The 25,399-nt window shown below is 54.6% G+C and carries 19 protein-coding genes; 6 read left to right on the forward strand and 13 right to left on the reverse strand.

Annotation, left to right across the window (positions count from 1 at the left end; translation table 11 throughout):
* Positions 1-257: 257 nt before the first annotated feature.
* Entirely contained in the window at positions 258-1,826 is a 1,569-nt protein-coding gene (locus RBB63_RS19695) for an arylsulfatase (protein ID WP_309386843.1), read from the forward strand.
* Positions 1,827-1,925: 99 nt separating this feature from the next.
* On the opposite strand, the gene RBB63_RS19700 is transcribed toward RBB63_RS19695, so the two are convergent.
* Genes RBB63_RS19700 through RBB63_RS19715 form a run of 4 tightly spaced genes read right to left on the reverse strand, consistent with a single transcriptional unit; the run spans position 1,926 to position 7,088 of the window.
* Positions 1,926-3,488, reverse strand: a complete 1,563-nt coding sequence (locus RBB63_RS19700) for a glycerol-3-phosphate dehydrogenase/oxidase (protein WP_309386844.1) — start codon at positions 3,486-3,488, stop codon at positions 1,926-1,928.
* 45 nt (positions 3,489-3,533) lie between these two features.
* Positions 3,534-4,775, reverse strand: coding sequence for a carbohydrate porin (locus tag RBB63_RS19705; RefSeq protein ID WP_309386846.1), 1,242 nt, complete (start codon positions 4,773-4,775; stop codon positions 3,534-3,536).
* 39 nt (positions 4,776-4,814) lie between these two features.
* Positions 4,815-6,311 (reverse strand): glycerol kinase GlpK, encoded by a 1,497-nt coding sequence (glpK, locus tag RBB63_RS19710; RefSeq protein WP_309386848.1) that lies wholly within the window; start codon positions 6,309-6,311, stop codon positions 4,815-4,817.
* Positions 6,312-6,341: 30 nt separating this feature from the next.
* The gene (locus RBB63_RS19715) at positions 6,342-7,088 is read right to left on the reverse strand and encodes an MIP/aquaporin family protein (protein ID WP_309386850.1); all 747 of its coding nucleotides are present in this window, start codon (positions 7,086-7,088) and stop codon (positions 6,342-6,344) included.
* Between the two features lie 99 nt (positions 7,089-7,187).
* Here RBB63_RS19715 and RBB63_RS19720 point away from each other — a divergent pair, with 99 nt between their 5' ends.
* The 3 genes from RBB63_RS19720 (at position 7,188) to RBB63_RS19730 (ending at position 13,002) form a co-directional block, all read left to right on the forward strand.
* A complete protein-coding gene (locus tag RBB63_RS19720) occupies positions 7,188-8,129 on the forward strand; it encodes a DeoR/GlpR family DNA-binding transcription regulator (protein WP_309386851.1) in 942 nt (313 codons plus the stop codon).
* Between the two features lie 192 nt (positions 8,130-8,321).
* Positions 8,322-10,166: an ankyrin repeat domain-containing protein gene (locus RBB63_RS19725; RefSeq protein WP_309386853.1), complete on the forward strand. Its 1,845-nt coding sequence runs from the start codon at positions 8,322-8,324 to the stop codon at positions 10,164-10,166.
* A gap of 268 nt (positions 10,167-10,434) precedes the next feature.
* Entirely contained in the window at positions 10,435-13,002 is a 2,568-nt protein-coding gene (locus RBB63_RS19730; RefSeq protein ID WP_309386855.1) for an FG-GAP-like repeat-containing protein, read from the forward strand.
* A 104-nt stretch (positions 13,003-13,106) separates the two neighbouring features.
* Here the strand turns inward: RBB63_RS19730 and RBB63_RS19735 are convergent, their stop codons facing one another.
* From RBB63_RS19735 to RBB63_RS19745, 3 genes are all read right to left on the reverse strand, one after another.
* On the reverse strand, positions 13,107-13,979 hold the full coding sequence (locus RBB63_RS19735; RefSeq protein WP_309386856.1) for an MBL fold metallo-hydrolase: 873 nt from the start codon (positions 13,977-13,979) through the stop codon (positions 13,107-13,109).
* Positions 13,980-14,031: 52 nt separating this feature from the next.
* Entirely contained in the window at positions 14,032-15,087 is a 1,056-nt protein-coding gene (gene dinB / locus RBB63_RS19740; RefSeq protein ID WP_309386857.1) for a DNA polymerase IV, read from the reverse strand.
* A gap of 161 nt (positions 15,088-15,248) precedes the next feature.
* Entirely contained in the window at positions 15,249-15,980 is a 732-nt protein-coding gene (locus RBB63_RS19745; RefSeq protein ID WP_309386859.1) for a hypothetical protein, read from the reverse strand.
* A gap of 491 nt (positions 15,981-16,471) precedes the next feature.
* Between RBB63_RS19745 and RBB63_RS19750 the strand changes: the two genes are divergently transcribed.
* Together RBB63_RS19750 and RBB63_RS19755 are read left to right on the forward strand one after the other, a co-directional pair.
* A complete protein-coding gene (locus tag RBB63_RS19750) occupies positions 16,472-16,864 on the forward strand; it encodes a BlaI/MecI/CopY family transcriptional regulator (RefSeq protein ID WP_309386860.1) in 393 nt (130 codons plus the stop codon).
* A complete protein-coding gene (locus RBB63_RS19755) occupies positions 16,861-20,343 on the forward strand; it encodes a M56 family metallopeptidase (protein WP_309386862.1) in 3,483 nt (1,160 codons plus the stop codon). Before RBB63_RS19750 ends, RBB63_RS19755 begins: the two co-directional genes overlap by 4 nt.
* Here RBB63_RS19755 and RBB63_RS19760 read toward each other — a convergent pair.
* The 6 genes from RBB63_RS19760 to RBB63_RS19785 form a co-directional block, all read right to left on the reverse strand.
* A complete protein-coding gene (locus RBB63_RS19760; protein ID WP_309386864.1) occupies positions 20,340-20,624 on the reverse strand; it encodes a hypothetical protein in 285 nt (94 codons plus the stop codon). The genes RBB63_RS19755 and RBB63_RS19760 overlap by 4 nt on opposite strands.
* Before the next feature lie 46 nt (positions 20,625-20,670).
* Positions 20,671-21,096 (reverse strand): hypothetical protein, encoded by a 426-nt coding sequence (locus RBB63_RS19765; RefSeq protein ID WP_309386865.1) that lies wholly within the window; start codon positions 21,094-21,096, stop codon positions 20,671-20,673.
* A 97-nt stretch (positions 21,097-21,193) separates the two neighbouring features.
* On the reverse strand, positions 21,194-21,709 hold the full coding sequence (locus RBB63_RS19770; RefSeq protein ID WP_309386866.1) for an SMI1/KNR4 family protein: 516 nt from the start codon (positions 21,707-21,709) through the stop codon (positions 21,194-21,196).
* A gap of 400 nt (positions 21,710-22,109) precedes the next feature.
* Entirely contained in the window at positions 22,110-22,517 is a 408-nt protein-coding gene (locus RBB63_RS19775; RefSeq protein WP_309386867.1) for a YybH family protein, read from the reverse strand.
* Between the two features lie 933 nt (positions 22,518-23,450).
* On the reverse strand, positions 23,451-23,801 hold the full coding sequence (locus RBB63_RS19780; RefSeq protein ID WP_309386868.1) for a hypothetical protein: 351 nt from the start codon (positions 23,799-23,801) through the stop codon (positions 23,451-23,453).
* Positions 23,802-24,578: 777 nt separating this feature from the next.
* The gene (locus tag RBB63_RS19785) at positions 24,579-24,899 is read right to left on the reverse strand and encodes a hypothetical protein (protein WP_309386869.1); all 321 of its coding nucleotides are present in this window, start codon (positions 24,897-24,899) and stop codon (positions 24,579-24,581) included.
* Between the last annotated feature and the right edge of the window lie 500 nt (positions 24,900-25,399).

A 25,399-nucleotide genomic window follows, 5' to 3' on the forward strand; every position in this document is an offset into this window, starting at 1 on the left:
TCCCCTCGGTAAATGCAACATGAAATGCGTCGCGGTAGTTGTTGAATGGGCAGTCTCTCCTTGCTATGGCCGGTTGGAAGGCGTTGGCCGAATTTTATGCTCTTCAGCGGAATACACGGAAAAAATCAGCCAATGTGCACTGGAATTAAGGATAGCCAAATTGCTGATTATCTATATATGTTATGACGAAACCAACGCCATTGATTATTGTTTCTTAATGCTGCTCAACGGCGCTGTTTGTCTAATCACTCCTATTTATGACACAACTGAAATCCCTGCTGCTGGCGCTTGGCGCCAGTTTGACTGCGCTCAGCGCATCCGCCCAAGAGGCGAAAAAACCGAACATTCTCGTTATCTGGGGCGACGACATTGGCATCACGAATATCAGCTACAACAGCCACGGGCTGATGGGCTATCAGACGCCAAACATCGATCGCATCGCCAGCGAGGGTATCGCCTTCACTGATTATTATGGCCAGCAATCCTGCACTGCCGGTCGCGCGGCGTTCATCAGTGGCTCGGTGCCCGTGCGCACCGGGATGACCAAGGTCGGTCTGCCGGGCGCCAAAGAAGGCTGGCAGAAGACCGATTGCACCATGGCCACCGTCCTGAAAAGCCAAGGCTACTCAACGGGGCAGTTTGGCAAAAATCACCAGGGCGACCTGGATGAGCACCTGCCGACGATGCACGGCTTTGACGAGTTTTGCGGCAATCTTTACCACCTGAACGCCGAGGAAGAGCCCGAAAATGAAGACTATCCGGCGGACATGGTTCTGGCTGACGGTCAGACCTTTATCGAAAAGTTTGGGCCGCGCGGCGTCATTAAGTCCAAGGCCGACGGTAAGGGCGGCCAGACTATTGAGGACACCGGCCCGCTGACCAAGAAGCGTATGGAGACCATTGACGAGGAAACCCTCGCGTTGGCCAAGGAATTCATCAAGCGGAAGACCGCCGCTGGCGAGCCGTGGTTCTGCTGGTGGAATGGCACGCGCATGCACTTCCGCACGCACGTGAAGGAGGAGCATCGCGGCATTTCCGGTCAGGACGAGTATTCCGACGGCATGGTCGAGCATGACCTGAACGTGGGCGAACTGCTGGCCGTCCTCGATGAGTTGGGCATTGCTGACGACACCATTGTCATGTATTCCACCGATAACGGTCCGCACTACAATACTTGGCCTGACGCTGGCACCACGCCGTTTCGTGGCGAGAAGAATTCGAACTGGGAAGGCGCCTACCGCGTGCCTTGCTTTGTGCGTTGGCCGGGCAAGTTTCCCGCCGGTGAATGGCTCAATGGCATCGTCTCTCATGAAGACTGGTTGCCGACCTTTGCCGCAGTTGCGGGTAACCCCGACATCAAGCAGGAGTTGTTGGATGGCGTTGACCTCAACGGCCGTCACTACCGTAACCACATCGACGGCTATAACATGCTGCCTTACCTGGAAGGGCAGGTGGACGAGTCGCCGCGCAAGGACTTCATTTACGTGAATGACGACGGCGCTGTCGTGGCTATGCGTTACGATGCATGGAAGGCCGTGTTCCTCGAAAATCGTGGTGAGAAGTTTGGTGTTTGGATGGAGCCTTGGGTCGAACTGCGCGTGCCGCTGATTTTCAACCTACGCCGCGATCCCTTCGAGAAAGCGCAGCACAACGCGAACACCTACTACGACTGGTTGCTCGATCATGCTTATGTGTTGGTGCCGATGCAGGGGATGGGCGCAAAATTCCTGACCAGCATGGTGGACTATCCACCGAGCCAGACGCCGGGGGCCTTCAATCTGGAAAAGGTCCAAAAGCAGATCGAAGCCAATATGACCGGACACTAATTTAGCATGATGCTGTGGCCGCAGTCTTTGGACTGCGGCCATTTTTTTATTCATCTCGATGCATGCTGGAGTGCCTGATTACTGCGCGCTTGCTAACAGTTAGTTCGCAAATACGTAACCCTTGGCTAGCTCCTGGTATTCGGAGATTTGCGCCGCCTGCCACTCGGGCGTTTGGTGCAACTCCCCGGCCAGAATCTCGGCAACGACGGGCGCTGCTTCGATGGAGGCCTTGGCATTGAGCAGGAGCGAACGCGTACGCCGGGCGAGGACGTCCTCCACCGTGCGCGCCATTTCGTGCCGCGCGTGCCAGACGACTTCGGCCTTGGTGACGTTGAGCGCCGGGTGAACTTTGTCCTGCAAAGTAACGTCAGCATTCATCAGCTCGCGGATCGGTTGTGCATCGGCGCCATAGGGTTTCAGGTTGCTTTCCTTGATCGTTGCTTGGGTCCAGCCGTGGATTTGCAGCTCCTTGGTTTGGCAAGGCTTGCTTTCAAAGCCGCCTAAGGTTTCAGCATGGTCGATTACGTCCTCGGCCATCTTGCGGTAGGTCGTCCACTTGCCGCCGGTCAGGGTGATCAAACCGCTGCCGCTGACCATGATCGTGTGGTCGCGTGACAGAGCGGCGGTGTCGGAACCGTCGCCAGCTTTGACCAGCGGGCGCAGGCCAGCGAAGATGCTGAGCACGTCGGAATCCGTTGGGTCCTTGGCCAGGTATTTGCGCGCATGGCTCATCACGAAGTCGCGTTCTTCTTGCAGGGCGCGCGGTTCGAGCGAGTGACTGTCCAGCGGCGTATCGGTGGTGCCGACGACGACGTGATCATGCCACGGCACGGCAAAGAGCACACGGCCATCGGCGGTCTTCGGGATCATGATGGCGGCGTTACCGGGTAGGAATTCCTTGGGCAAGACGATGTGAATGCCCTGGCTCACAGCCACGATGTTCGATGCCTTGGCGTCATCCATGCGGCGGACGTCGTCGACGAAAACGCCGGTCGCGTTGATCACACTGCGGGCGCGTACTTCGTGTTGTTCGCCGGTTTCGATGTCGTTCACGATGACGCCGGACACGACGTCGTTTTCCTTCATCAGGCCAACGCACTTACAGTAGTTGGCCATGACCGCGCCGAGCTCGGAAGCCGTCTGCGCGAGGTTGACCGCCAGGCGCGAATCGTCGAACTGACCATCGTGGTAAATGACGCCGCCGATCAGATTTTTCTGCTCCACGGTCGGGATCTGCTTGATGGTTTCTTCGCGGCTTAAGTGGCGTGATGGCGCGAGGCCCAGCTTGCCGGCCAGTTGGTCATAGACTTTCATGCCGATGCCGTAGAACGGGCCCTCCCACCAGGAGTAGTTCGGGATCACGAACGACTGCGAGTGCACGAGGTGTGGTGCATTGCGGGTCAGGCGGCCGCGTTCGCGCAAGGCTTCGAGCACGAGTGAGACGTTGCCCTGTTGCAGGTAACGCACGCCACCGTGTACGAGCTTGGTCGAGCGGCTGGACGTGCCTTTGGCGAAGTCGGCCTGTTCAAAAAGCGCGACGCTGTGGCCGCGGGCGGCGGCGTCGACTGCGGCGCCGAGGCCGGATGCCCCGCCGCCGATGATGACCACATCGAACGGCTCACTGGCGTTGCGGATGCGGTTGATTGAGCTATTGCGATTCATGAGAATCTTTCGTTGTTGATTGAATGATCGTGTATGAGGCGAGTCTTAGAAATCGATGACGTTGCGCACGCCGACGAGGTAAACGGGGTCGCGCGCGGCATTGCCGTTGGGGTTCACGACCACCTGGAAATCAGGCTGCACGGTGAACCACGGTGTGACGCGCGCCTTGTAAGTGACTTCGACGGTGAACTCGTTGCCGGACGAATCATAGCCCGGCGCGGCGAGCGAGTTTGAGTAATCGTCGCTGAGCCAAGCGGCGATGAGACCCACGCCTGCTTCGTCAATCGGTCGCGCTTCGAATGGGCCAATTGCGCGGATCATCGCCGTCGTTTCAAAGTGGTAAACATTCACCTCTTCCTTTGGCGCATAGTTCAGCGAGAATGAGGCGTCGACATGACGTTCGCCCGACTCGTCGAGGTTCCAAATCGTTTGCCCAACGTTGGCGTAAAACAAGGTGTTGCCGCGGCTGCGGTTGGCGGAGTTGACCTCGTCAAACGTGCCGAAGTTGTGGTGCATACCAGCCTTGGCGTAGCCCGGATACTCGTCGCCAAAATCGTAGCCAACTTCGCCAGCGATCGCGACCGGGCCGTCCCAGGTAAAGTCCGTGCCGATGTCGTCGAAGATGATCGCGTTGGAGTTGTTGGTGTTGAACACGCCACCTTTGAAATACAGACCAGCGGCATTGGTGTCCTCGAAGGGACGCAGCGTGACAACGGCGCCGAGTTGCTGCGCGGGGTCAAAGGGCAAACCGGCGGCGAAGAGCAGGTTGGGAATGTAAACGAGCTCATCGTTCATGAAGGTGCCGCCGTAGGGCTGCGAGCCGAAGTTGCCCACGCCGTCGACCTTGCCGACACGGTAGGTCACGAAGTTGTCGAACAGCGATTGCTCGAACCAGATGTTCGCAAAGCGCGTGGTGTCGACGCCTTCAATTGAGCTGGGATTTGTCAACACACCAAAGCGACTGCGGTTGTAATTTTTGCCATATTGCGAGACGCCGCCCACGGAGACTTTGGCGTTCGGTAAGCCCACGAGTTTGTCGAGGTCGAGGTTGATCGTGGCGCGGGCGCGGCCGAAATACGTGCCGCCACTGGCGAGGGCTCCGGCGATGTCGTCGTAGTAATCGAAGGTGTTGTTGAAGTCGAAGCTGACGCCTTCGTCTTCGAGGTCGGTGCGCACGCCATACCAGTCGCCCAGCATGTGATCGCGGGTGAAAAAGTCCTGGTCGTCGGCGGAGGCGCTGCCGGCGAATGTCGCCAGGCAGGCCATGGTAATGAGTTGTTTTTTCATGGGTGGGGTGTTGGGGGTTGGGTTACAAGCGGGCCGGGTTTATTCCTCCCAGGCTTTGGCGCGTTCGAGGGCCTTGTTCCAGCCGAGGCGCAGGCTGTCCATGTCTTGGGGGTCGCGCTCCGAATCGTATTTTTCGTCCACGAGCCAGTTGTTGGTAATGTCGTCGCGGCTCTTCCAATAACCAACGGCGAGCCCGGCGAGATACGCGGCGCCCATGGCGGTGGTTTCGGTGTTCTTCGGGCGAACGACTTGCTTGCCGAGGAGGTCGGCTTGGAACTGCAAGAGCGGGTCGCTGCGGGAGGCGCCGCCATCGACGCGGAGCTCCTTCAGGTTGAGCCCGGAGTCTTTCTCCATGCAGGTGATCAGGTCGGCGCTTTGGAAAGCAATGGCCTCCAGCGCAGCGCGGCAAATGTGCGCGCGGTTCGTACCACGGCTGATGCCGAGCGCGGCGCCGCGGGCGTAGGGGTCCCAGTGTGGCGCGCCGAGGCCGGCAAAGGCGGGCACGAGAAACAGTCCCCCGGCGTCAGGCACGGTGGCCGCCAGTTCATCCAGCTCTTGTGCGGTGCGAACCATCTGCAACTCGTCGCGAATCCACTGCACCACGGCGCCACCGATGAAGACTGAACCCTCCAGCGCATACTCGGTACGGTCGCCGATTTTCCAGGCGACGGTGGTGAGGAGGTTGTTCTTCGAACGTGGGATTTCCATGCCGGTATTCATCAGCAGGAAGCAGCCCGTGCCGTAGGTGTTCTTTGCCATGCCGGGCGTGAAGCAGGCCTGGCCGAACAGCGCGGCTTGCTGGTCACCCGCGACGCCCGCGATGGGGATGCCGCCGAGGGGAAGCTTCGCGTCGACCTTGCCATAGACCTCGGAGCACGAGCGCACCTCGGGGAGCATGTTACGCGGGATGTCAAAGAGCTCCAAGAGCTCGTCGTCCCAGTCGCCGGTTTCGAGATTGTAGAGGAGGGTGCGGCAGGCGTTGGTGACATCGGTCATGTGGACCTTGTGGCCGGTCAGTTGCCAAATCAGCCAGCTGTCGACGGTGCCAAAGAGCAGTTTACCCTGCTCAGCGAGGTCGCGTGCGCCATCAATATTTTCGAGAATCCAGCGGATCTTGGTGCCGGAAAAATACGGGTCGATGCGCAGGCCGGTGAGTTGCGACACCCGCTCTTCGTGGCCAGCGTTGCGCAGCTCGCGACAATAGTCGGCAGTGCGGCGGTCCTGCCAAACGATGGCGTTGTAAACGGGTTTGCCGGTCTCGCGATTCCAGACGATGGTGGTTTCGCGTTGGTTGGTCACGCCGATGGCGGCAATGGAATCGGCGGTGAGGTCCATGCGTGAGAGCGCCTCCACGGCGGTCGCGCTTTGGCTGGACCAGATTTCCATGGCGTCGTGCTCCACCCAGCCGGACTGGGGATAAATCTGGCGAAACTCCTTCTGCGCCACCGAGCGAATCGTGCCAGACTGGTCGAAGATGATGGAGCGTGAGCTGGTCGTGCCTTGGTCGAAGGCGAGGATGAATTGTTCGTTCTTCATAGGGTTGCGTTGTCGAGATTAGGTTAATGATTAAAAGCCGAGCGCCACAAAGAGCTGTGCGCCGATCACGCCGCCGATCAGCGGCGCCACAATCGGCACCCAGGAGTAGGCCCAGTCGCTGCTGCCCTTGCCATGGATCGGCAGGACGGCGTGGGCGATGCGGGGGCCGAGGTCACGCGCGGGGTTGATCGCGTAGCCCGTCGGACCGCCCAGCGAAAGGCCGATACCAAGCACCAGCAGGCCGACGAGGAAGGGGCCAAACCAGGTGCCAACGGCGGCTTCCCATGCGTCCGCACTGGCGTCGCCGCCCAGGCCGATTTTGCCAAACGAGAGGATGCCAAACATCAGGATGGCCGTGCCGATGACCTCCGTCATGAAGGCTGGGCCAAACTTGCGAATGGCGGGCGAGGTGCTGTGGCAGGCCAGCTTGAGCCCGGCGTCCTCGGTTTCACGCCAGTGCGCGAAATAGGTCAGGTAAACCAAGACCGATCCGGTGAAGCCGCCCGCGATTTGGGCAGCGATGTAGCCCGGAACTTTGGCCCACTCAAACGCGCCAATGCTGGCCAGTGAGACCGATACGGCCGGGTTAATATGAGCGCCGGAAATCCGGCCCACCGCATACACTGCGCAGGTGACCGCAAAGGCCCACCCGACAGTGATTACAATCCAGCCGCCGTTCTGTCCCTTGGACTTGGCGAGCAGGACGTTGGCAACGACGCCGTTGCCGAAAAGAATCAAAATTGCCGTTCCAATGTATTCGGCGAGGTATTCATTCATGAGGGTATGGATTGGGTTTTCGAGATTAAAGCAGGGTAACAAGTAACAATAAAACACGCACCCATAAGTTTTGCAAGTCATTTATATTCATTTGCTTATGTGATTGTAGATCTTGCGAATCCCAACGAGACGCCTGCCTGCTGTTGCCAATCCGTTGCAAAACGAATCGACCAAACGCGAAAACGTAGAATTTCCCAAGAAAGCCCAAACGATTTGCTTTTGTTTCCCAATTGGGCTCTAATGTTGGACAGAAACTTTTTTCGTAAAATGTCCCCCCAACAGCGCCAGGAAACCATCCTTCGCCAGATCGAACGCGAGGGATCGGTCCGCAGCCTTGACCTCGCGAAATCGCTCGATGTGACCCCGGAAACGATTCGCAAGGACCTGGAGCACCTAGCGTCGACCAACCGCGTGATCCGCACCCACGGCGGGGCGACTCGCGCCACCGATGCCCACCACGACTTGCCGCTGCCGGCGCGGCAATGGGTCAACCGCGAGGAGAAGATTATCGTCGCGCGCGCGGCGGCGGCCCTCGTCCAGCCCAACGACACCATCTTCCTCGACGCCAGCTCGACGGTGCTGCTGATCGCCGAGTATCTGCCGGAGATTCCGCTAACGGTCCTGACCAACGCGCACCACGTCGTCGTTGCGCTCGGCGGGCGCAGCCAGTGCGACCTCATTTGTACGGGCGGCAATTACGAGGATCGTTCGCGTTCCTACGTGGGGGCTATGGCGGAGGATGCCCTGAAGCGCTTTGCGATCAAGTGGCTGTTCCTCGGCGTCGATGGCCTGCATCCGGAAATCGGCGCGAGCGAGGTCAACCCCGGCCAAGCCGTCCTCAAAGAGCGTCTCCTCCCGCGCGCCGAGCACGTCTGTATCGTCTGCGACTCGACGAAGCTCGGCCGCAAGAGCCCGTTCATCTTTGCGCAGGTTAACCAATTCCATGTCCTCGTAACGGATAGCCGCGCCAGTGACGCCGACCTCCAAGCCTACCGCAACGCCGGCATCCGCACCGTCATTGCGCCAATTGAGGGCGAGTAGATTGGCAATCGGTTGAGCCGAAACGCCCGCTTTGCCCTTGACCCACCCGGATGGATCGCGCTGAATCGCAACCGCGTTTGAGGACGCATCCTGTCCGCGGGAAGGGTTCAACCCACCTTATTTTAAACACAGTTACATAAACCGTTTCTGCCCGTCTTAGCGGACGCCGGGTTCTACCAGAAAGGGTTTATTATGTCCACACCACGCAAGCGGCTTCCCGTGAAGCCCTCCGCCGAACACCTGCGCAAGCAGGCCAAGCGCCGCCACAAGCTGGCCCCCGAAAAACCGCTCTCCGAGCACCAGCACGCGCTCGCCCACGAATATGGCTGCAAAAGCTGGGCGCAGCTCATGCACATGGTCGAGACCATGCTCCGGGGCTCCGACCAGCTGTCCAACGTGAAATATGAATGGGAAGCCCTGCCCAAGGCCGCCAAGGAACGCGATGAAGCGCGCATTCGAGACATCCTGGCTTCGGGTGGGTTCACGCAGCACGATCTGGATCTCGCCTTGGTGCAAACGGTGATCAAGGCCCCTCACTTGGCAGAACTGATGATCGAGCACGGCGCGGATGTCGACGGCCAGTATGGCAGTGACTACGGGCCCATCGTTCTCGTCTTTGGCGAATGCCAGGAGCCGGACGGATTCCAGTTTATGGTAGATCACGGTTGCGACCTCACTTTCGCGCCGTTGCCGTCGAAATACGGGCCAGCCAGCCCAATGCTGGGCGTTTTGAAAACTTACATGCGCGCCCGCAACGAGCAGAAGCACCGCTGTATCCAACTGCTGGAGGAGCATAGCGCGTGGATACCGCCCGCCGACCAGGTGACGCCTGCCATGTGGGCCATTCACAAAGGGGATGCCCAAGCGCTTGCCCGCCTCATTGATCAAGACCGTAGCCTGTTGACGCGCACCTTCCCGCAAATGGACTATGGTAACATTGGTCTGGCGGGCGGCACGTTGCTCCACATGGCTGCCGAGTATGCCGAAATGGAGTGCCTCGATGTCCTGATCGACCGGGGGGCCGACATCAACATCCGCGCGGAAGTCATCGACGGCGTTGGCGGGCACACACCCATTTTTCACGCGGCGCAAAACTATCCATTCTGGAAAACCGAAGCGTTGCCTTATCTGGCTAAGCGGGTGGGGGAGTGGCTGGACACATCGATCCGGGCTACCGTGAATCGGGAGGGCAAAGTCGTTGGCCCAGTCAGCGTTATGGAGCTCTTCAAGGATGAGAAAGAAGTGATGGCGCTGCTCGAACCACTCGATGTTAAAACCCGCTTGAAAGAAGCTCTGCGCAAGGGCGATACTGCTGCGGCGCAGGCGCTGCTGGCGGCCCATCCAGAAAGCCTCGGCGCCGACCTCTGGCCGGCTGCGATTATTGAGGGGCAGAGCCTCGCATCTACGAAGCTGTTGACGGAGGCCGGTCTTTCGGTGGATGAATGCACTGCACCGCGCAAGCCCATGCACTTGGCCGTCTATCATTGTGCAACGGAGCTCGTCGACTACCTGCTCGAAGCGGGCGCCGACCCCAACCAACGCAACCCGCTGGGCGAGACTCCGCTGGAGCTGCTCAACGCCTACGACCCGTGCCCTGTCAACGACCCCGCCGTCCTCGCGGTCCGTGAACGGCTGCTCTCCGCAGGCGCCGAGGAAAGCATCTTTAGCCTGATTCGATCGAGCTCACTGGAGGCATTGAAAGATGCGATCGCCGATCAACCAGCGCTCTTACAGCAGCGTGTTCCGGTGGATGATCTTTGCCCGTTGTCCGTCGCCTGCGTTGCGGGTCGACTGGAAGTAGTCGACGCGCTGCTGGCCGCTGGTTGCCCTGCGGATGCCCCGAATCAATTTGGCAACACGCCTCTGTGGTTCGCGGTGGGCGGTTTTGCGTCGGCCGCCGTAAAAAGCCAGATTGCGGAACGCCTTCTCTCGGCGGGAGCTCAGCCTAATGCGCCCTGCGAAGAGAACACCACTCCGCTTAGCCGGGCGGAGTCACTGGGGCTCGCACCATTGGTCAGGCAGCTACAAATGGCCTGATAGGATTGGCCGGCTCGCGCCGACCTTTCAGTTCCGTGCAACACCTGTTTCAGCACCTCACTCGCCCCAAGCGAGGCGAGTGGGGGAGCTTGGAATTGTCGCCCGTCTCATATCTAAGGGGTCTGCCGTTCTCTGGGCTAAGGCCATCCCTTTGCACTGTGCTTTTTAACGAATTGTTAACGCCATTGGAGGCTTTCGGGTTTGTCGAAAAGGCCCAAAGGCATATGATGGTTAGCTACTTTAGAATCTATCGTTAGGGACTAAAAGAATGAAACTACACTGCTTTATACTCTTTGGAGCGATCAGTGCGCTCCAAGCATCTGATTTTGAAATGATCTGGGAGCAACCGCTTGCCGGAACCAGTCGGCAAGACGCTGCCATGGGTGATATCGACGGAGATGGAGACGTGGACGTCCTGCTTTGCGGGTTGGACTCGGACACGGCCATCCTCCTCAATGACGGCAGTGGAAACTTGTCGCTGGGAGCGAACCCGGATGCAATACCGCAAGGCAAGAGTGTTGCCCTCGCAGACTTGGATGACGATGGCGACCTGGACATCTTTTTGGCCTGCTTGAACGAGCCATGTCAAGTGTGGCTGAATGATGGCGCCGGCGTCTTTACCGACAGCGGACAGAGCATTGGCTTGGATCAGCAATGGAGTGCGCTCGCGATGGTGGATGTCGATGACGACGACGATTTGGACGCCGTTGTCACTGGAAGTACGGTTTTAACGGCGGATGCCAGTCGTATCTTTTTAAACGATGGCGATGGCGTATTCACGGAGAGTGCACATACTTTGGGTTCGGCGTCCACCAGTGATGTGGCAGTGGGTGACGTGGATGGCGATGGCGACGTCGACATTCTGCTCGCAAATATCGGCAGCAGCAAGCTGATGCTCAACGACGGCAGTGGCGTATTCACGGCTAGTAGCCAGAGCTTTGGCGTCAGTTCGACGCACGGGGTGGCCATGGCGGACCTGGATGGCGATGACGACTTGGATATTTTCTTTGCCAACGGCAGTGTAAACTTCACCTACACCAACACGGTGTGGCTCAATGACGGGGAGGGCGTATTCACCGACTCCGGCCAGAGCCTCGGAACTGACTATACCTTGTCGGTCGTTTTAAGTGATGTCGATGACGATGGCGATCTTGACGCGATCGAAGGCAATAACATCGGCGAGATTTCCCGCCTGTTGTACAATGATGGCAGCGGTAATTTTACGGACAGCGGCCTTGGCTTGGGCCATACCCGAATCTCGGGTTTGGCGGCCGGAAACCTGAATGGTGATAGCAACCCCGATGTTTTCTTCGTCGGTAACCTGGGGCCCAGTAAAGTCTGGTTCGGTTCCTCATCGACTGGCTTGATCGACAGCGGCGAGCTAATCGGTGGCGCCGCTGGCAGCTCTGCCGCTGCCGCCGATATCGATGACGATGGAGACATCGACATCGCACTCGGTTGCAGTGGTGGCATCACATGGATCTTACTTAATGATGGCGCCGGCCAGTTTTCATTTTACGGCGAGGGGCTTGCGAATGGATCGGGCAACAACAACGGGGCGCTTGCCTTCGGCGATTTTGATAACGATGGCGATGAGGACCTCGTTGTCACGAACAGCGAGCACTCTGCCAGCACCGACTACCAAACCCGCCTTTGGTTCAATGATGGCAGCGGCAACTTCACACTGGAGGCCACGCTGTTTGCGGATAGCCCTACCGAGTCTGTCGCCGTGGCCGATCTGGATGGTGATGACGATCTGGACATCGTTTGCGGCAGTCAGGCATACGGGGTGTATGCCGGGCAGAACCATATTTTCTTCAATGACGGCTCGGGCAACTTTTCCCGAGTGGACACGCTGGGCAGCTCTTATACCACCGCGATTATCGTCGAGGATTTCGATGGCGACGACGATCCGGACATCTTCCTGACCATCACCAATGCAGGTAACCAGCTATGGCTCAATGATGGTGATGGCAACTTCACCAACTCAGGGCAATCGCTCGGCAGTAATCGCACCTTTGCGGCCGATGCCGCCGACGTCGATGACGATGGCGACTTGGATGTCGTCTGCGGGAACTTGAATCAGTCCAATGTCTTGTGGCTCAATGACGGCAGCGGCATCTTCAGTCAAAGTGCCGCGAGCCTCGGGAATGGCGGCACCAGAGCCGTGCGCTTTATCGACAAAAATGGTGACGGCGCGCCGGATATCTGGATCGGCAATGGCCCGCAAGAGCCCGAGGCAGATTGGATTTACGTCAACGATGGCTCGGGCGCATACTCGCTCGACCAAACCATCGAAGCACGCGCGGTGCCCGCTCTCGTGGCGGCGGATTTCGATGACGATGGATTGGACGATATTTTCCAAGTCAGTGGTAAGGGCAACAGTGCGGTCTGGAGCCGACTGGTGTCCATTTCTGATATTGAGGCTTACGCAGCGTCCTTCGGCTTGAGCGGCAGCGACTTGCTGCCAATGGCGGACCCGGATGGGGACGGGCTGCCGAACATTGGGGAACTCGCCTTTAACCTGAATCCTGGCGTTCACGATGCCGCCGCATTGTCTGATACGGGCGCTGATTCTAGCGGGCTGCCGGTGAGTGGCACGTTTATGTCGCCCATTGGGGGTCAGGAATACACCGCCGTCGTGATTCAGCGGGAGGACACTGCTTCGCTGGAGTATCGGCTCATGATCTCGTATGACCTCGACAGCTTTACCGAGGCTGAAATCACTCCGCTCAGCACGAGTTCCGTGGATGAAAATTACGCGCGCTACACGTACATTCTACCGCGGGAAGATGGGCAGGTATTTTGGTACATGGCAGTTGAATATAATCAATAGCTATCCTGGTGCGGTGCTTGCGCCGGGCCTCAAGCCAATTACGAAGCCGGCATAGGCACCGCTTGCCCGACTAAAGACTGCGGGTGCTTGAGCTTCGTCGTCATTTAAAACGCTGCGTCGATATCCGGGCGGAAGTTGAAATATGATACATCACGCAGCGTGGTGTAGACGCCGGCAATGTTATCTGGGAGCCATTCGTCATACATGCGAAGGTTGGCGTAGTCGGGCAGTTTAATTTCGGTCTGCAGTGTTTCGAGGTCTTTGCCTTGGAGCATGCCATCACGCACGGCAGCGTAGAGCGCCTGCAGGTAGCCGAGATAGAAGACGACATCTTCACGGCTACCCATGTCGGCATGACCGCCTATAAAGAGGTCGAACGCCGGCTCATTGAGCACGGTCTGCGTGGAGTTGATCATCCCCTGAATGTCGTAGCCGAGCAGGTTTTTGTAGGGCATGCGCCCGACGATTATCCAGTCCACGACGAAAAGCACATTGGCTGGCATGTAGCGAAAGCTGACCGAGCCCCGACCATTGTTCACGCCGTAGTAGCGCATCTCCACCCAACTGTCGCCAAGTTGGACGGTAAGCTCGTCGTTGAAGGTGATATCCGGCTCGGCCGTTGGGGCCCGCACATTGAGCAGGTCTTGCGCAGCCAGTTCGTGGGCAATGACCGTTACGCCGTTGTTGGCCAATTCCTCGCCGCCAAGGGTGTGGTCTACATGGCTATGACTATAAGCCAAGTAGCGGACGGGCACATCAAAGCGTTGCTTCAGCTCGGCGCTCAGCCAGGTGGCGGCTTCCTGGTTGATCGGGTCAGCGACGAAAATACCCTCGTCGGTCACCATGAACGTCGCGTGATAATGCCCAGCCGTGAATCGATATACGTTGTCCTTGGCTTGAACGATTTGGTAGTGATCCGCGGCCTGCAGCGCCCATGGCGTGAGGCTAAAGATGAGCAGTGTGATGAATTGACGCATGCAGAAAGTAGCACTGCTTCGATGGCGCTGTCAAACGGAGCAAATCGATAGCCTAAAGCTCCAAAAGCAACTGCTGGTATTTCTCCTCATCATAGAACTTTACGCCGACGCCGAGTAGCCGCACCGGTTCATCGCTCCGTGCATGCGCTTCTTCCAGCAGGTTTTGAAACACCGGTAGATCTGGCGTTGGGTGGACGCATTCTTTGGTCGTTTGCTGGAAGTCGCTGAACTTGACCTTGACCACCAGTTTATGGATGACGCGTTCTTCGGCCTTGATGAGGTCTTTGAGCAACTCGTCGTGTAGTTCGATGATTTGTTTGCGGCAGGCATCCAGGGTGGTGAGGTCTTCACTGAAAGTGCGCTCGGTACTGAGTGATTTGCGTGCGGCGTTGGCCTCGACGGGACGGTCGTCGATGCCACGGCAGCGTTGGTAAAGCGAGTAGCTGCTTTTGCCGAAATGCCGGATCAGGTCACTCATGTCGAGGGCCTGCAAATCGCCACAGCTCTCCGCGCCAAGCTTGCGCAGGTGGTCGGCCATCACGGGACCGATACCAGGTATTTTACGAATCGGCAGCGGGGCAATGAAAGTGTCGACCTGATCGGGCGTCACGGTGAACTGACCGTTCGGCTTTTTCCAATCGCTGGCGATCTTGGCGAGCATCTTGTTTGGCGCAATGCCAGCGGAGGCGGTGAGGGCGGTTTCGTTAAAAATACGTTGGCGAATCTCCTTGGCCAGCGCGCTGGCGTAACGCGGCGAATGGCTCACATCGAGGTAAGCCTCGTCGAGCGACAAGGGTTCGATCAAGTCGGTGTAGTCGGTGAAAATCGCGCGTATCTTGAGCGACTCCGCCTTGTAGGCCTCAAAGCGCGGCGGCACAATGATCAACGTTGGGCACTCGGCCTTGGCGCGCATCATGGGCATCGCACTGCGCACGCCAAACTGCCGCGCCTCATAGCTCGCCGTACACACTACAGAACGCAGTCCATCGCCGCCGACGGCAATCGGCTTACCCCGCAGCGCCGGGTCATCCCGCGCCTCAATTGCCGCATAGAAGCAATCCATGTCGATATGGATGATCTTGCGCGGCGCTGGCTCGGGAGGGGACATTGAGCAGGCAGCATTAGTGGAAAATGCTGCGAGGACAATGAACTTTAGCTGTCAGTCTCCCGAGGCTATGCAGCTACTTCCCTTAGTGTGCCGACACTGGTAGCAGAGAAGGTCAACGTATATCGACGGAGTGAAGAGCTGAGTGCGTAACTGAATTGAGTCTACGGACTGGTTGGGTCCTTTCGCAATTTGTATTTCAATCTGCTGTGAGGTTCCATAATTGAAGATATATAGCCTTCGAGTCGGGATTCATCTGACGAATGTATGTAAATCTCTATTCGATCTTCGTTATGCTCGACCACTTGGATTTCTCCCAAATCTTCTCTTGTCAGACATTCATCTATTTTGCTGCAAATATCCTCGACTAGCTCTGCATCAGTTTCGTCGAATGCTCTTTCAGTTGAGCATGCTATGAAAAAGTGCGTACAGAATGGATACTCGCTATGCTGTTCTTCTGCTGCGCTCCATTTTTTTCCTTTCAATATCCTAACGGTTGTAAGAACGCATGGTATGCCGAATACACAGAATCCCAGAATTGCGTTCCAAGGAGTAGAGTCTGACTTTCTTTGGCCAGGAGTAAGCTCCATGCCCTCAATGAAAAATATGTCTATAAAATACCACAGGTAGGCAGCGGGAATGCTTATTGTGATGACGATGATTGCCTTTCCAAAACGCTTAGAGTCTATTCCAACGAGAAGCCCAGCAAGGCAGCATGCTGAAAACACTGCTGCGATCACGTATGCCGTGGTTCTATCTTCGGGGGTGCTAACGGAAACAATGTAAGGAAATAAAAAGATACAGATGATCAGCCAAGGCGCTAGCAGGAAAAATAGCACGCGGCTGCCGAATATTCGGAAGTAGTGGTTATCTTCTATTCGTTTCTTAGCCCACATGTGATTGGTTGATTCTTAAATAGTATTCCATGCTGCTTACAGCCAAGGTAAAATTGCCTACCAGGAGTAGTGTAATTAGTTATTATCACCGGAGATAGTCTGCAGAGGGTTTACGTTCGGGCCAACTGTGTTTTCGGTGAAACCTAGTCCGGGATCTTGGCTAAACCATGCCTATGTTTTAGGCCAAAGCATTACCATGGTTGTGACCAAACCCTTACCACGTACGTGATGAAGCGTCGGCGATGCTCCGGGGAAGTGTCGGCGATGCTTCGAGCTACAGTCGGCGACGCTTGGTCGCTCAGTCGGCGATACTCAAGGCGGTTGGGAGGCCTGTCTGTCGCCCGACTGATGTTGTATGAATATGTCAGGAACCGTGGTGAAAGGCAAGGTTTTCGAGGCTGCAAAGGCGTGTTATTTATGTCTTCAATACCAGGTTCATTCATAATTAAATATATTGACAAAGGATAATGTGCAGTCTTTTCTGCACTTCAATGTCGAACAAGCAATTTACCCCTGCCGAACTGGAAGTGATGACGGTGCTTTGGGAGCACGGAGAGCTGAAACCCGGGCAAATCCAAGAGCGCTTTCCACGTGAAATCAAGAACCCGGCGCTGCGTTCGATTTTGGGTATTTTGTGCGAAAAAGGCCATGTCGAGCGACGCCTGGAAGGGAAAGCTTACTTCTACTCGGCGCGCACGCGTCGGCAACGGGCTTTCAAGGAGCGTCTGAATGAGTTGCTGGAAAACTACTGCAATGGGTCGATGCGCTCGCTTTTGTTGCATCTTAGTGAGGCCGACAAACTGAGCCAAGACGATGTGGAGACGCTGAAGCGGATCGCCGAGAAAATGCCGGAAGAAACCGAGAAGGAGGAAGATCGTTCATGAACGCCAATCTGGAAATATTGGCTGATTTGACTAAGGGGCAGGCGCTCGCGCTTTGCTTCGCGAAATCGATCGTCTGGCTGATGCTGGTTTGGTGTCTGCACGCCTGCTTGGTTCGGGGGCGGAATCTTTGGCGAGTCTATCTGTGGCGCGTGGGCGCGGTGGGGCTCTTGGCGCTGCCTCTGCTTGCCTGGTTTGAAGGGCCGTGGTCGATCACGGCTCCTAAAGTTTTGGAGCAGCGGGAGGTCGTTGCAGAGGCTACGATGGTCAGCCCAGAGCAGGAGACGCTGCAGCCTGTGGTGGCGGGCAACGTTGCGGATGCGTTCGATGATTCCGTTTCGGTGGACGCCGCATTGCGCGAAGAAGAGCTGTCTGTGGCCGTCGCGCCACCGATCGTTACCGAGCAACCTGATGCATGGCCACCTCGCGTCCTTCCGGTCAGTCGGATTTTGCTGATAGCATGGGCGGTCGGTGTGGCGGCATTGCTATTGAGGATGGCTTTGGGCGCAAGGGCAGCAGCCGTTATCGTGCGTGGATCACAGAACGCGCCGTCCGAAGTGGATGCCTTGGCTCGGGAGCTGGCGGCAATGCTTGGTATTCGACGAGGTTTTCGTTTGGCTCAAATATCGGACATCGGGAGTCCGGTATTGTGCGGAGTCTGTCGACCAGTGTTGCTGCTACCGGAGGTCGTCGTGCAGCGCGCCGATGTGACCGAACTACGTGCTGTTCTGACTCATGAGCTGGCGCACCTACGTGGGCGTGACTTGTTCTGGAATTTTCTCCTGCAGTTGGGGGGCGCGTTATTCTGGCCAAACCCCTTGGCTTGGCGAATACGTCTGGCGCACGTGGCGGCGTGTGAACGGCAGGCCGACGCCGTGTCGGCTCAACTGTCAGGAGGCGCTGATGTCTATGTGCGCATCTTGGCTCGCATCGCTTTAGCAGTGGAAGGAAAACGTCGGCTGCCGGGTCTGGCCATGGCGCGACAATGCCACGTGCTCCGCCGTATCGAGCGGTTGCCAAGGACGTTGAAAGAGCTGCCTATTGCGCGAGCTTGGTTAGCTTTGGGCGGTACATTCGCTTGTGTCTTGGCGCTTGCAGTTGGGACGTTGCAGATTGCGCAAGCAGCGGACGCTGTGTCAGTGGATAGCGCTCTGGTTTCGGCGCAAGAACAAGGTTTCACAATCGTGAGCGTCGTTGATCCGCAGGGAAATTTGATTTCCGGCAGCACCGTCTGGAGTCGCTATGCATGGAAAGGGCCTGATCCGGATTTTCCAATGGAGCAAAGGTCGCCTGGCGTATTTCAGGTTTTGATGGCAGATGACTCTTCGAGTCTGCCCGGCGCGCTGTGGATCTACGTCAAAGCTCCCGGCTATGTGCCAATGTTTGTCTACTGGTCTCCACTTAATCAGGATGCGATCCCCACTGAATACACCTTCATGATGTCGCCGGTAACCAGTGTCGGTGGTCGGGTGATTGACGAAAAGGGAATGGCGGTGGCGGACGCCACGGTCGAGGTCTCAGTGTCGTTTGGGCAGTTTGAAACTGGCAAGGCCTACCCCAAGGTGCAGAATTACCCAGTGAAGACCGATGCGAAAGGCTATTGGATGTGCGACATGATTCCATCTGCAGTTGATCGCTTGAGCCTTACGATCAGTCACCGGGATTACCCGACTTATGGGCCGCCGGTATTTGGCGCTGAAGCGGTTGTTGAAATGAGGCAGGGCGAGCGAGTCGATGTCTTGCGCAAAGGGTTCGCGATCAGCGGTCGAGTGACCGATGCGGATGGCCAAGCGGTGGCGGGCGCCTGGGTGGGCAAAGGCGAATCGAAATACATGTCGGATGACAGTTGGGCCGAGCGAGCGACCAATGCCGAAGGCCGGTATTTCTTCCCTGATGTGAGGCCCGGATTTCGCGGGGATTTGCCGATTACGGTGATTCATCCTGGATACGCGCCAGGCATGATCACTCCGGAATTGAGCGAGAGTCGCAATGATTTGGATATCCAACTGGAGCCGGGCCATCCGGTGCGGCTCAGAGTGGTGGACCAAACGGGACAGCCAATCGAAGGCGTCAATGTTTCGCCCAATTCTTGGCGTGGCCGACAGACGCTCTTTGGCCCGGCTACTGAGCGCCGGCAGACGAACGCCGCCGGTGAATGGGAGTGGCTCTGGGCGCCCGTGGACGAAGTGGACTACGGAGTCTACAAGGAGGGCTATATTCACATTAGCCGCCTAGACCTTTCGCCGTCGGAGGACTGGCAAACGATCAAGATGCATTCGGCGATTCAGGTTGCGGGAACGGTGAGTGACGCCAATACGGGCAAGTCGATTCCGGCATTTACGATCCAGGTTTTCACCGGGTTGAATGAATACAGCAGCGATTATTGGCGCCCCGAGGATAACTTGAACGGGGTCGGTGGTCGTTTTGAGGTGACGTTGAATGATGCGGCGGACGAGGGCTATCGCATCCGTGTGGAAGCCCCCAACTACCTGGCGCAGGAGCAAACGATTAGGTTGGATGGGCCGAGGGAAGTCGATTTACACTTTGAGTTAACGCCGGGAAAACCGGTCAAAGGACGAGTGATGCGTGGAGATGGTTCACCTGCGGTGAATGCCGAGGTGGCCTTGATTACTCAACGCGCCGCTTTTCAGGCGTCGGTTCAGAATGGTCGTCTACAAAATGATTTTGGTTCGCCTACGCAGCGAACCGATATGAATGGTGAGTTTACTTTTCCGGCCGTGGACGGTGCGTATCATATACTCGTGATCGACGACGCGGGTTATTATTCTGTTGATCGAGCGACCTTGGAGGCTTCGCCTGTAATTAATTTGGAGCCGTGGTCGGTGGTGAGTGGTCAGTTTACATCGAATGATGGCCCATTGGGCGGTGTCCACATGTCGCTCAACACGTTTCGACCGAGTCCCTCGGGCGCCACTTACAGCTACACGGCTTTGACCGATGAGGATGGCGCGTATCGATTTGAGCGCGTGATGCGTGGGGCATATCTGCTGACGCACATGGTCGAAACAAGTTCGAGTTCGTGGACGACTTCCGGTCGACAAATACCTTTAGCAGTTACGTCATCGGGAAGCGCAGTGGTTCAAGATTACGATGCGCGTGGCGTCGCTGTCGTAGGGAAGATAGATCTGCGGGCTATGGGCGCAGATTTTGACTGGAATGTGAACATGAGCAGCCTGCGCTCACTCGATTTCGACCACAGCAAGCTTTCGACGCCGGGCTTGCCTGAACCTTTCATTCAAAATTACGCATTGACGGTGAATCAGGACGGGACTTTCCGAGTCGAGGGATTACAGCCAGGAAACTATGTGCTTTCATTACGCTTGGAAATGATTTCAGGGTTTCCACAATCGGGTGCAGGTCCGCGTACCGCTTATTCGCCGAAGGTTGAATTTACGGTCGAAACTAAAGAGTCTAAAGAAGTTATTGACTTGGGAGAGATCGCATTGGGGAAGCAGCCTTAATCGCGAAGCGACTGTTCTGCGTTGTCCTCAGCCGATTTGTTGCAATTTTCACTGCTAAGACATTTTATTTGTTTAAGTATTCTAGAGCTCTCCTCAAAAATTGCGTCGATGTAATCTTTGTTAGGAACATCTGTAGGTACTGCAGCCTGATCAGCCTTTATTCCCTCTATCATTTCATCGAGCATCTCCGGTTGTTTTTTTGTTACTCTTTGGATGAGTATTGTTAATAAATATAGGGCTGCATCAGCTTTAACTTCTTTTATGGTTTTGTCTTTATTCATAACGTTGAGGGTAGCTGCGCCGTTAGACGTCACCTATCCTGACTGGTTAGTTTTTGTCCTTCTTATTGAATTTTTCAGAGATGAGGCCAATGCGATAAAACAAGCTACCTGTTTGGCTTGCCTCTGCTACCTTTAGCAAGTTTTCAAAGCTGGATTCGATAACTGCCTTTCGTTCTTGCGCGAATTCATCTGTTGAAGCTCCTTGAAAATACTTTTCCCACTTCTTTAGATAAGGATCGAAAAAAGGTTGTATCTCGGAAGGCTCTGGTGATGAGTTGATTAAACCATACTCAGCGAGAGCTGTGATCATTTCGATTTTTACGAATAGCAAATCATATTCGTATTCATCATATTCAGCCGCTGATGGATTTTTTAGGAGCTCAATGACCTCGTCGAACAGCTTAGCAGAACTATCTCCGATAATATTCTGTGCTCCATCGTTTTCTAAGTTTCCTGATCCCCACATTCCCATAGTATTTTAAACCAACGTTGAGTGGTCCTACCTGTAGGAGCGAAGCTGTAACAGGTTAGGGCACACGACTAGTTGTCTTTATTAAGTTTGGTTTACCTTACGCCCATCCATATTTTTTCAAAAAAGGCCCCCATTCTTCTTCCCCTTCATCAATTCCTCCAGGATTCAATTTAGTAAAATACTGTGACCCGAATAGAACCTCGTTCATAAATTTTTCAAAGGACGACTCTAGAAATAGCTGTTCACCTGTTTCAGGTTCTGAATCCCAAAACACTCCACCATTAGAGTTAATCCAGAGGATACTCCCGTCTGAATCCTTCGCGAACGGAAAATTATCTCTTACATCTAAAAATGACGATGCGAGTTCCTTTAGCCATGATAACTCAACAAATCTATTCTTTCCACTTCCGCAAAAGGTAATTCCGAAAATATCAATTCCATCAGTCAAACGCAAAAATTGGAGATAGGACTCTGGAATAAATGCGTACAATCCCTTTAGACTTTCAATGAATTCTTCGCTCGCACCAACCTCAGTAAGCTCAACAACGTCAGCAAGCGATTCATCTCTCTGAATCTCTTCTCTTATAAAATTTAGCTTTTCGAGAAATGACATTCTTATTTAGGCAACGCTAAGAGTAGCTGACCGTCATGGAACGCCGTAAGGCGCTGGATGAAGGGTCAGCTATCTCGACTGGTTCGGTTGCTGGTTGCGGTTGCATGGTCGTGGAGTGGGAATCTTTGTAGGTGGGTTTCTGGCGGATGGCAATTCCTCAGTGTGATGGAAATACCTTTTCTGTGGTAGAGTGGCTTTGGCTCTCCGGGGCTTGGCGTGAACCACTCATGTGTAATGATCTCACGCGAAGACGCAAAGGCGCGAAGAAATGCTAAGGAGTGGCATATTGACCGAACGTGAAGTCCATAAGCACAGGTCAGCGCGGAGCGCTGGCCGGAGTTGTATGTGATGCCTTTTTAGGCTATTTTATCTATACTGGTTAAGGTGGAAACGTTTTTCCTCATTCTGCGCCCATTCCCATTGCTCGCGCAAATGCCGGAAAGTCTAGTGCGGTGTTTTGATCGTGGACTATTCGCCACTGTCCATCTTGTAGCTCAAACACATAAGTCAGCCAAGTTTCCAGGGGCGTATCTTCTGGCTTGGGTCTATACTCATATCGGACTAACGCCATAGCTAGGTCTTCTCCCACAACCTTGTGAATGACTTTTCCTTCCCACGTCCAGTTGGGGTCTTTGAACCATTCTTCATGAATGGCAATAGTCTCCTCGGGGGTCTTAAACGCATATCCGTTCTGTACGATCGTGTAGAGTGTTTCACTGCGTGAAAGATTGGATTTGAATGCTTCAATATCGCGATTTGAGATTGAGTCGAAATGTTGCTGAAGTGCTGAGTCAAAGTCTGGCTTCATAGGATCTTTGGGTTTGCAAGCTGAGGTGAGTAGCGAAAACGAAATGGAAAGTAGATACAATGTTATTGTGGGCTTTAGATAAGAGGTTTTCATACAAACTAGACGAATGGGAATGTTCAGAATCGACAGTGCTTTGATGTTTTTCTGCCTAACCTACGAGTAGCTGACTGTCACGAAGCGCCGCAAGGCGCGGAATGAAGGGTCAGCTATCTCGTTTGGTTTGGTTGCTGGTTGCGGTTGTATGGTGGTGGAGTGGAATTGGTTGTAGGTGGGTTTCAGGTAGATGGCAATTCCTCAGTGTGATTGGAATGCCTTTTCTGTAGTGAAGTGGCTTGGGTCTCCGGGTCTTGGCGTGAACCCTCATGCGTTTTTGAATCTCACGCAAAGACGCGAAGACCCAAAGGAAATACGAGGAAAAGTATTCTGACCGAACGATGAGAGTAGGTGCGATGTTAATCGTCACCTACCTCGTCTAGTTTTGTAGGAACTCATTTTTTATGAGAAAATACCAAAGAATCCCTGAACCGAAAAATATTACAATCAACATTTTCCAAGAAAAAGATGATTTTCTCGCTTTAGGGTTAACTAGTGGTTCCAATACCTGATCTTTGCGCTTCAATAAGCTGCTTTTGGGTTCAAGTGCGCAAACAATTCCTATAATTGAGTTTAGACCAAGGAGTATTAGATATATCCAATTTGCACCGCTCGGTTGACCATCGCTAGCAAGCAAATATATGAACAGAAAAGCTAAAATGCTGGTCAATGCATATATAGTGCAATTGAATCGACGTGCAGCGATAGCCTTTTCCCAATGTTGATTGTTCCACATTTGTAAGCTTCTACAGAACGTCAACGGTGACACGTGGAGAGTAGCGCAGCTACTCGCAGTTGTATCCATTCTGTTTGTTATGATTTTCAAGAATATCTGCAAGTTCAATATCCGAATTGCAACTTCCACATGCCAAACTCTTTGTCTGCTGATGATCTCAATTCTGATCTCACATTGATTGGTATATTATCATGTGCCATAATATACCATTGCTCGAAAAGTTCTCTAAATTTGTAAAATTCTCTTTTGGGAAAAGAAACCATACGACTATCAGGAAATTCTTCACAAATCTTCCTCAGACAAACCAGTGTAACTAAAATTGATTGTTCAGAGAAACGTTCTCTCATAGCTCCTTCCATATCGCTTTGCATACGCTTTTTAATAAGAGATATGTAGAGATCTACAGAACCTCTAGCATAATCAGATCCACTTAGCTTTCCATTTTCGTATCCCATAAGCTTCGCCTATCATTTCCATCATAACGCCGAAGTGTCACGACGTAGGACGCGCAGCGTCCGGAGTTGTGACCACTGATTTGTTAGCACTGGTTTCTATGTAGTATTTGGTAATCCAATACGAGGCTTGAGTGACCTGTCCGTCAGTAGGAAAATCATCCGTAACAATCTGGATCTCTTCAACCTCAACCGATTCATTCATTTCTTTGTTCGCTCTCTGGACTCCAGTATTCACTTCCTTAATGAATCGATCCACATCATGGAGAACGTCTCCTTCTCCATCAACAGGAGCTTTCTTTATTACGTATGGACCGTCTTCGGGAGTCTTTCCAAACCGTAGAGTAACGAGTACACACCCGGGGCCAGTCACATGCTGTGCTGAGTAGTAGGTCATTTCTGATACGCGGCTTGGCATTCCTGATTCTTCTTTGCTAACGCTAAGAGTAGCTGACCGTCATGGAGCGCCTAAAGGCGCGGAATGAAGGGTCAGCTATCTCGACAGGTTCGGTTGCTGGTTTCGGTTGCTGGTTTCGGTTGCTGGTTTCGGTTGCATGGTCGTGGAGTGGGAATCTTTGTAGGTGGGTTTCTGAAGGATGGCAACTCCTCAGTGTGATGAGAATACCTTTTCTGTGGTAGAGTGGCTTTGGGTCTCCGGGTCTTGGCGTGAACCACTCATGCGTAATGATCTCACGCGAAGACGCAAAGGCGCGAAAATTGCTCAGGAGAGGCATTCTTACCGAACGTGGAGGGTAGCTGCGAAATGCGCACGCATTTTCGTCAGCTATCCCGATTTGTTCGCTTTGAGGTTAAATATCTAAGCATCGTATTGATTCCATCTGACCATAACATTTCTCTGCTCTCAAAGGCTGCCTTTTCTGTTCCGTTCAATAAGATTTCATCAACTGATGTCGTTATCGTTCCATCCCAAGCTCCTGCAACATCAGCCAATTCTTTTTGTGTACTGGATTCAAGTTTTGAGAGATAAGGCTCAATGTTCTGAACTCCAACTCGTTCTATCAACGTAGCTAAAATCTCTCCTGATGTCATGCTGCCGTTCTGCCAGAGCTTAATGTCTCGCTGGAATGATGCTTGGTTCATTTGCTTGCGAACGCTAAGAGTAGCTGACCGTCATGGAGCGCCGCAAGGCGCGGAATGAAGGGTCAGCTACCTCGCCTGGTTCGGTTGCTGGTTGCGGTTGCATGGTGGAGGAGTGGGAATCTTTGTAGGTGGGTTTCAGGTGGATGGCAATTCTTCAGTGTGATAAGAATACCTTTTCTGCGGTGGAGTGGCTTTGCGTCTTCGCGCCTTCGCGTGAACCACTCCAGCGTAATGATCTCACGCGAAGACGCAAAGGCGCGAAGAAATGCTAAGAAGGGGCATATTAACCGAACGCTAAGAGTAGCTGACCGTCATGGAGCGCCGCAAGGCGCGGAATATAGGGTCAGCTATCTCGTCTTGTTCGGTTGCTGGTTGCGGTTGCACGGTGGAGGATTGGTAATCTTTGTAGGTGGGTTTCAGGTGGATGGCAATTCCTCAGTGTGATTGGAATGCCTTTTCTGTAGTGGAGTGGCTTTGGGTCTCCGGGTCTTGGCGTGAAC

It is taken from the genome of Cerasicoccus frondis (genome assembly GCA_031296915.1).
In the GTDB taxonomy this organism is placed as follows: domain Bacteria; phylum Verrucomicrobiota; class Verrucomicrobiia; order Opitutales; family Cerasicoccaceae; genus Cerasicoccus; species Cerasicoccus frondis.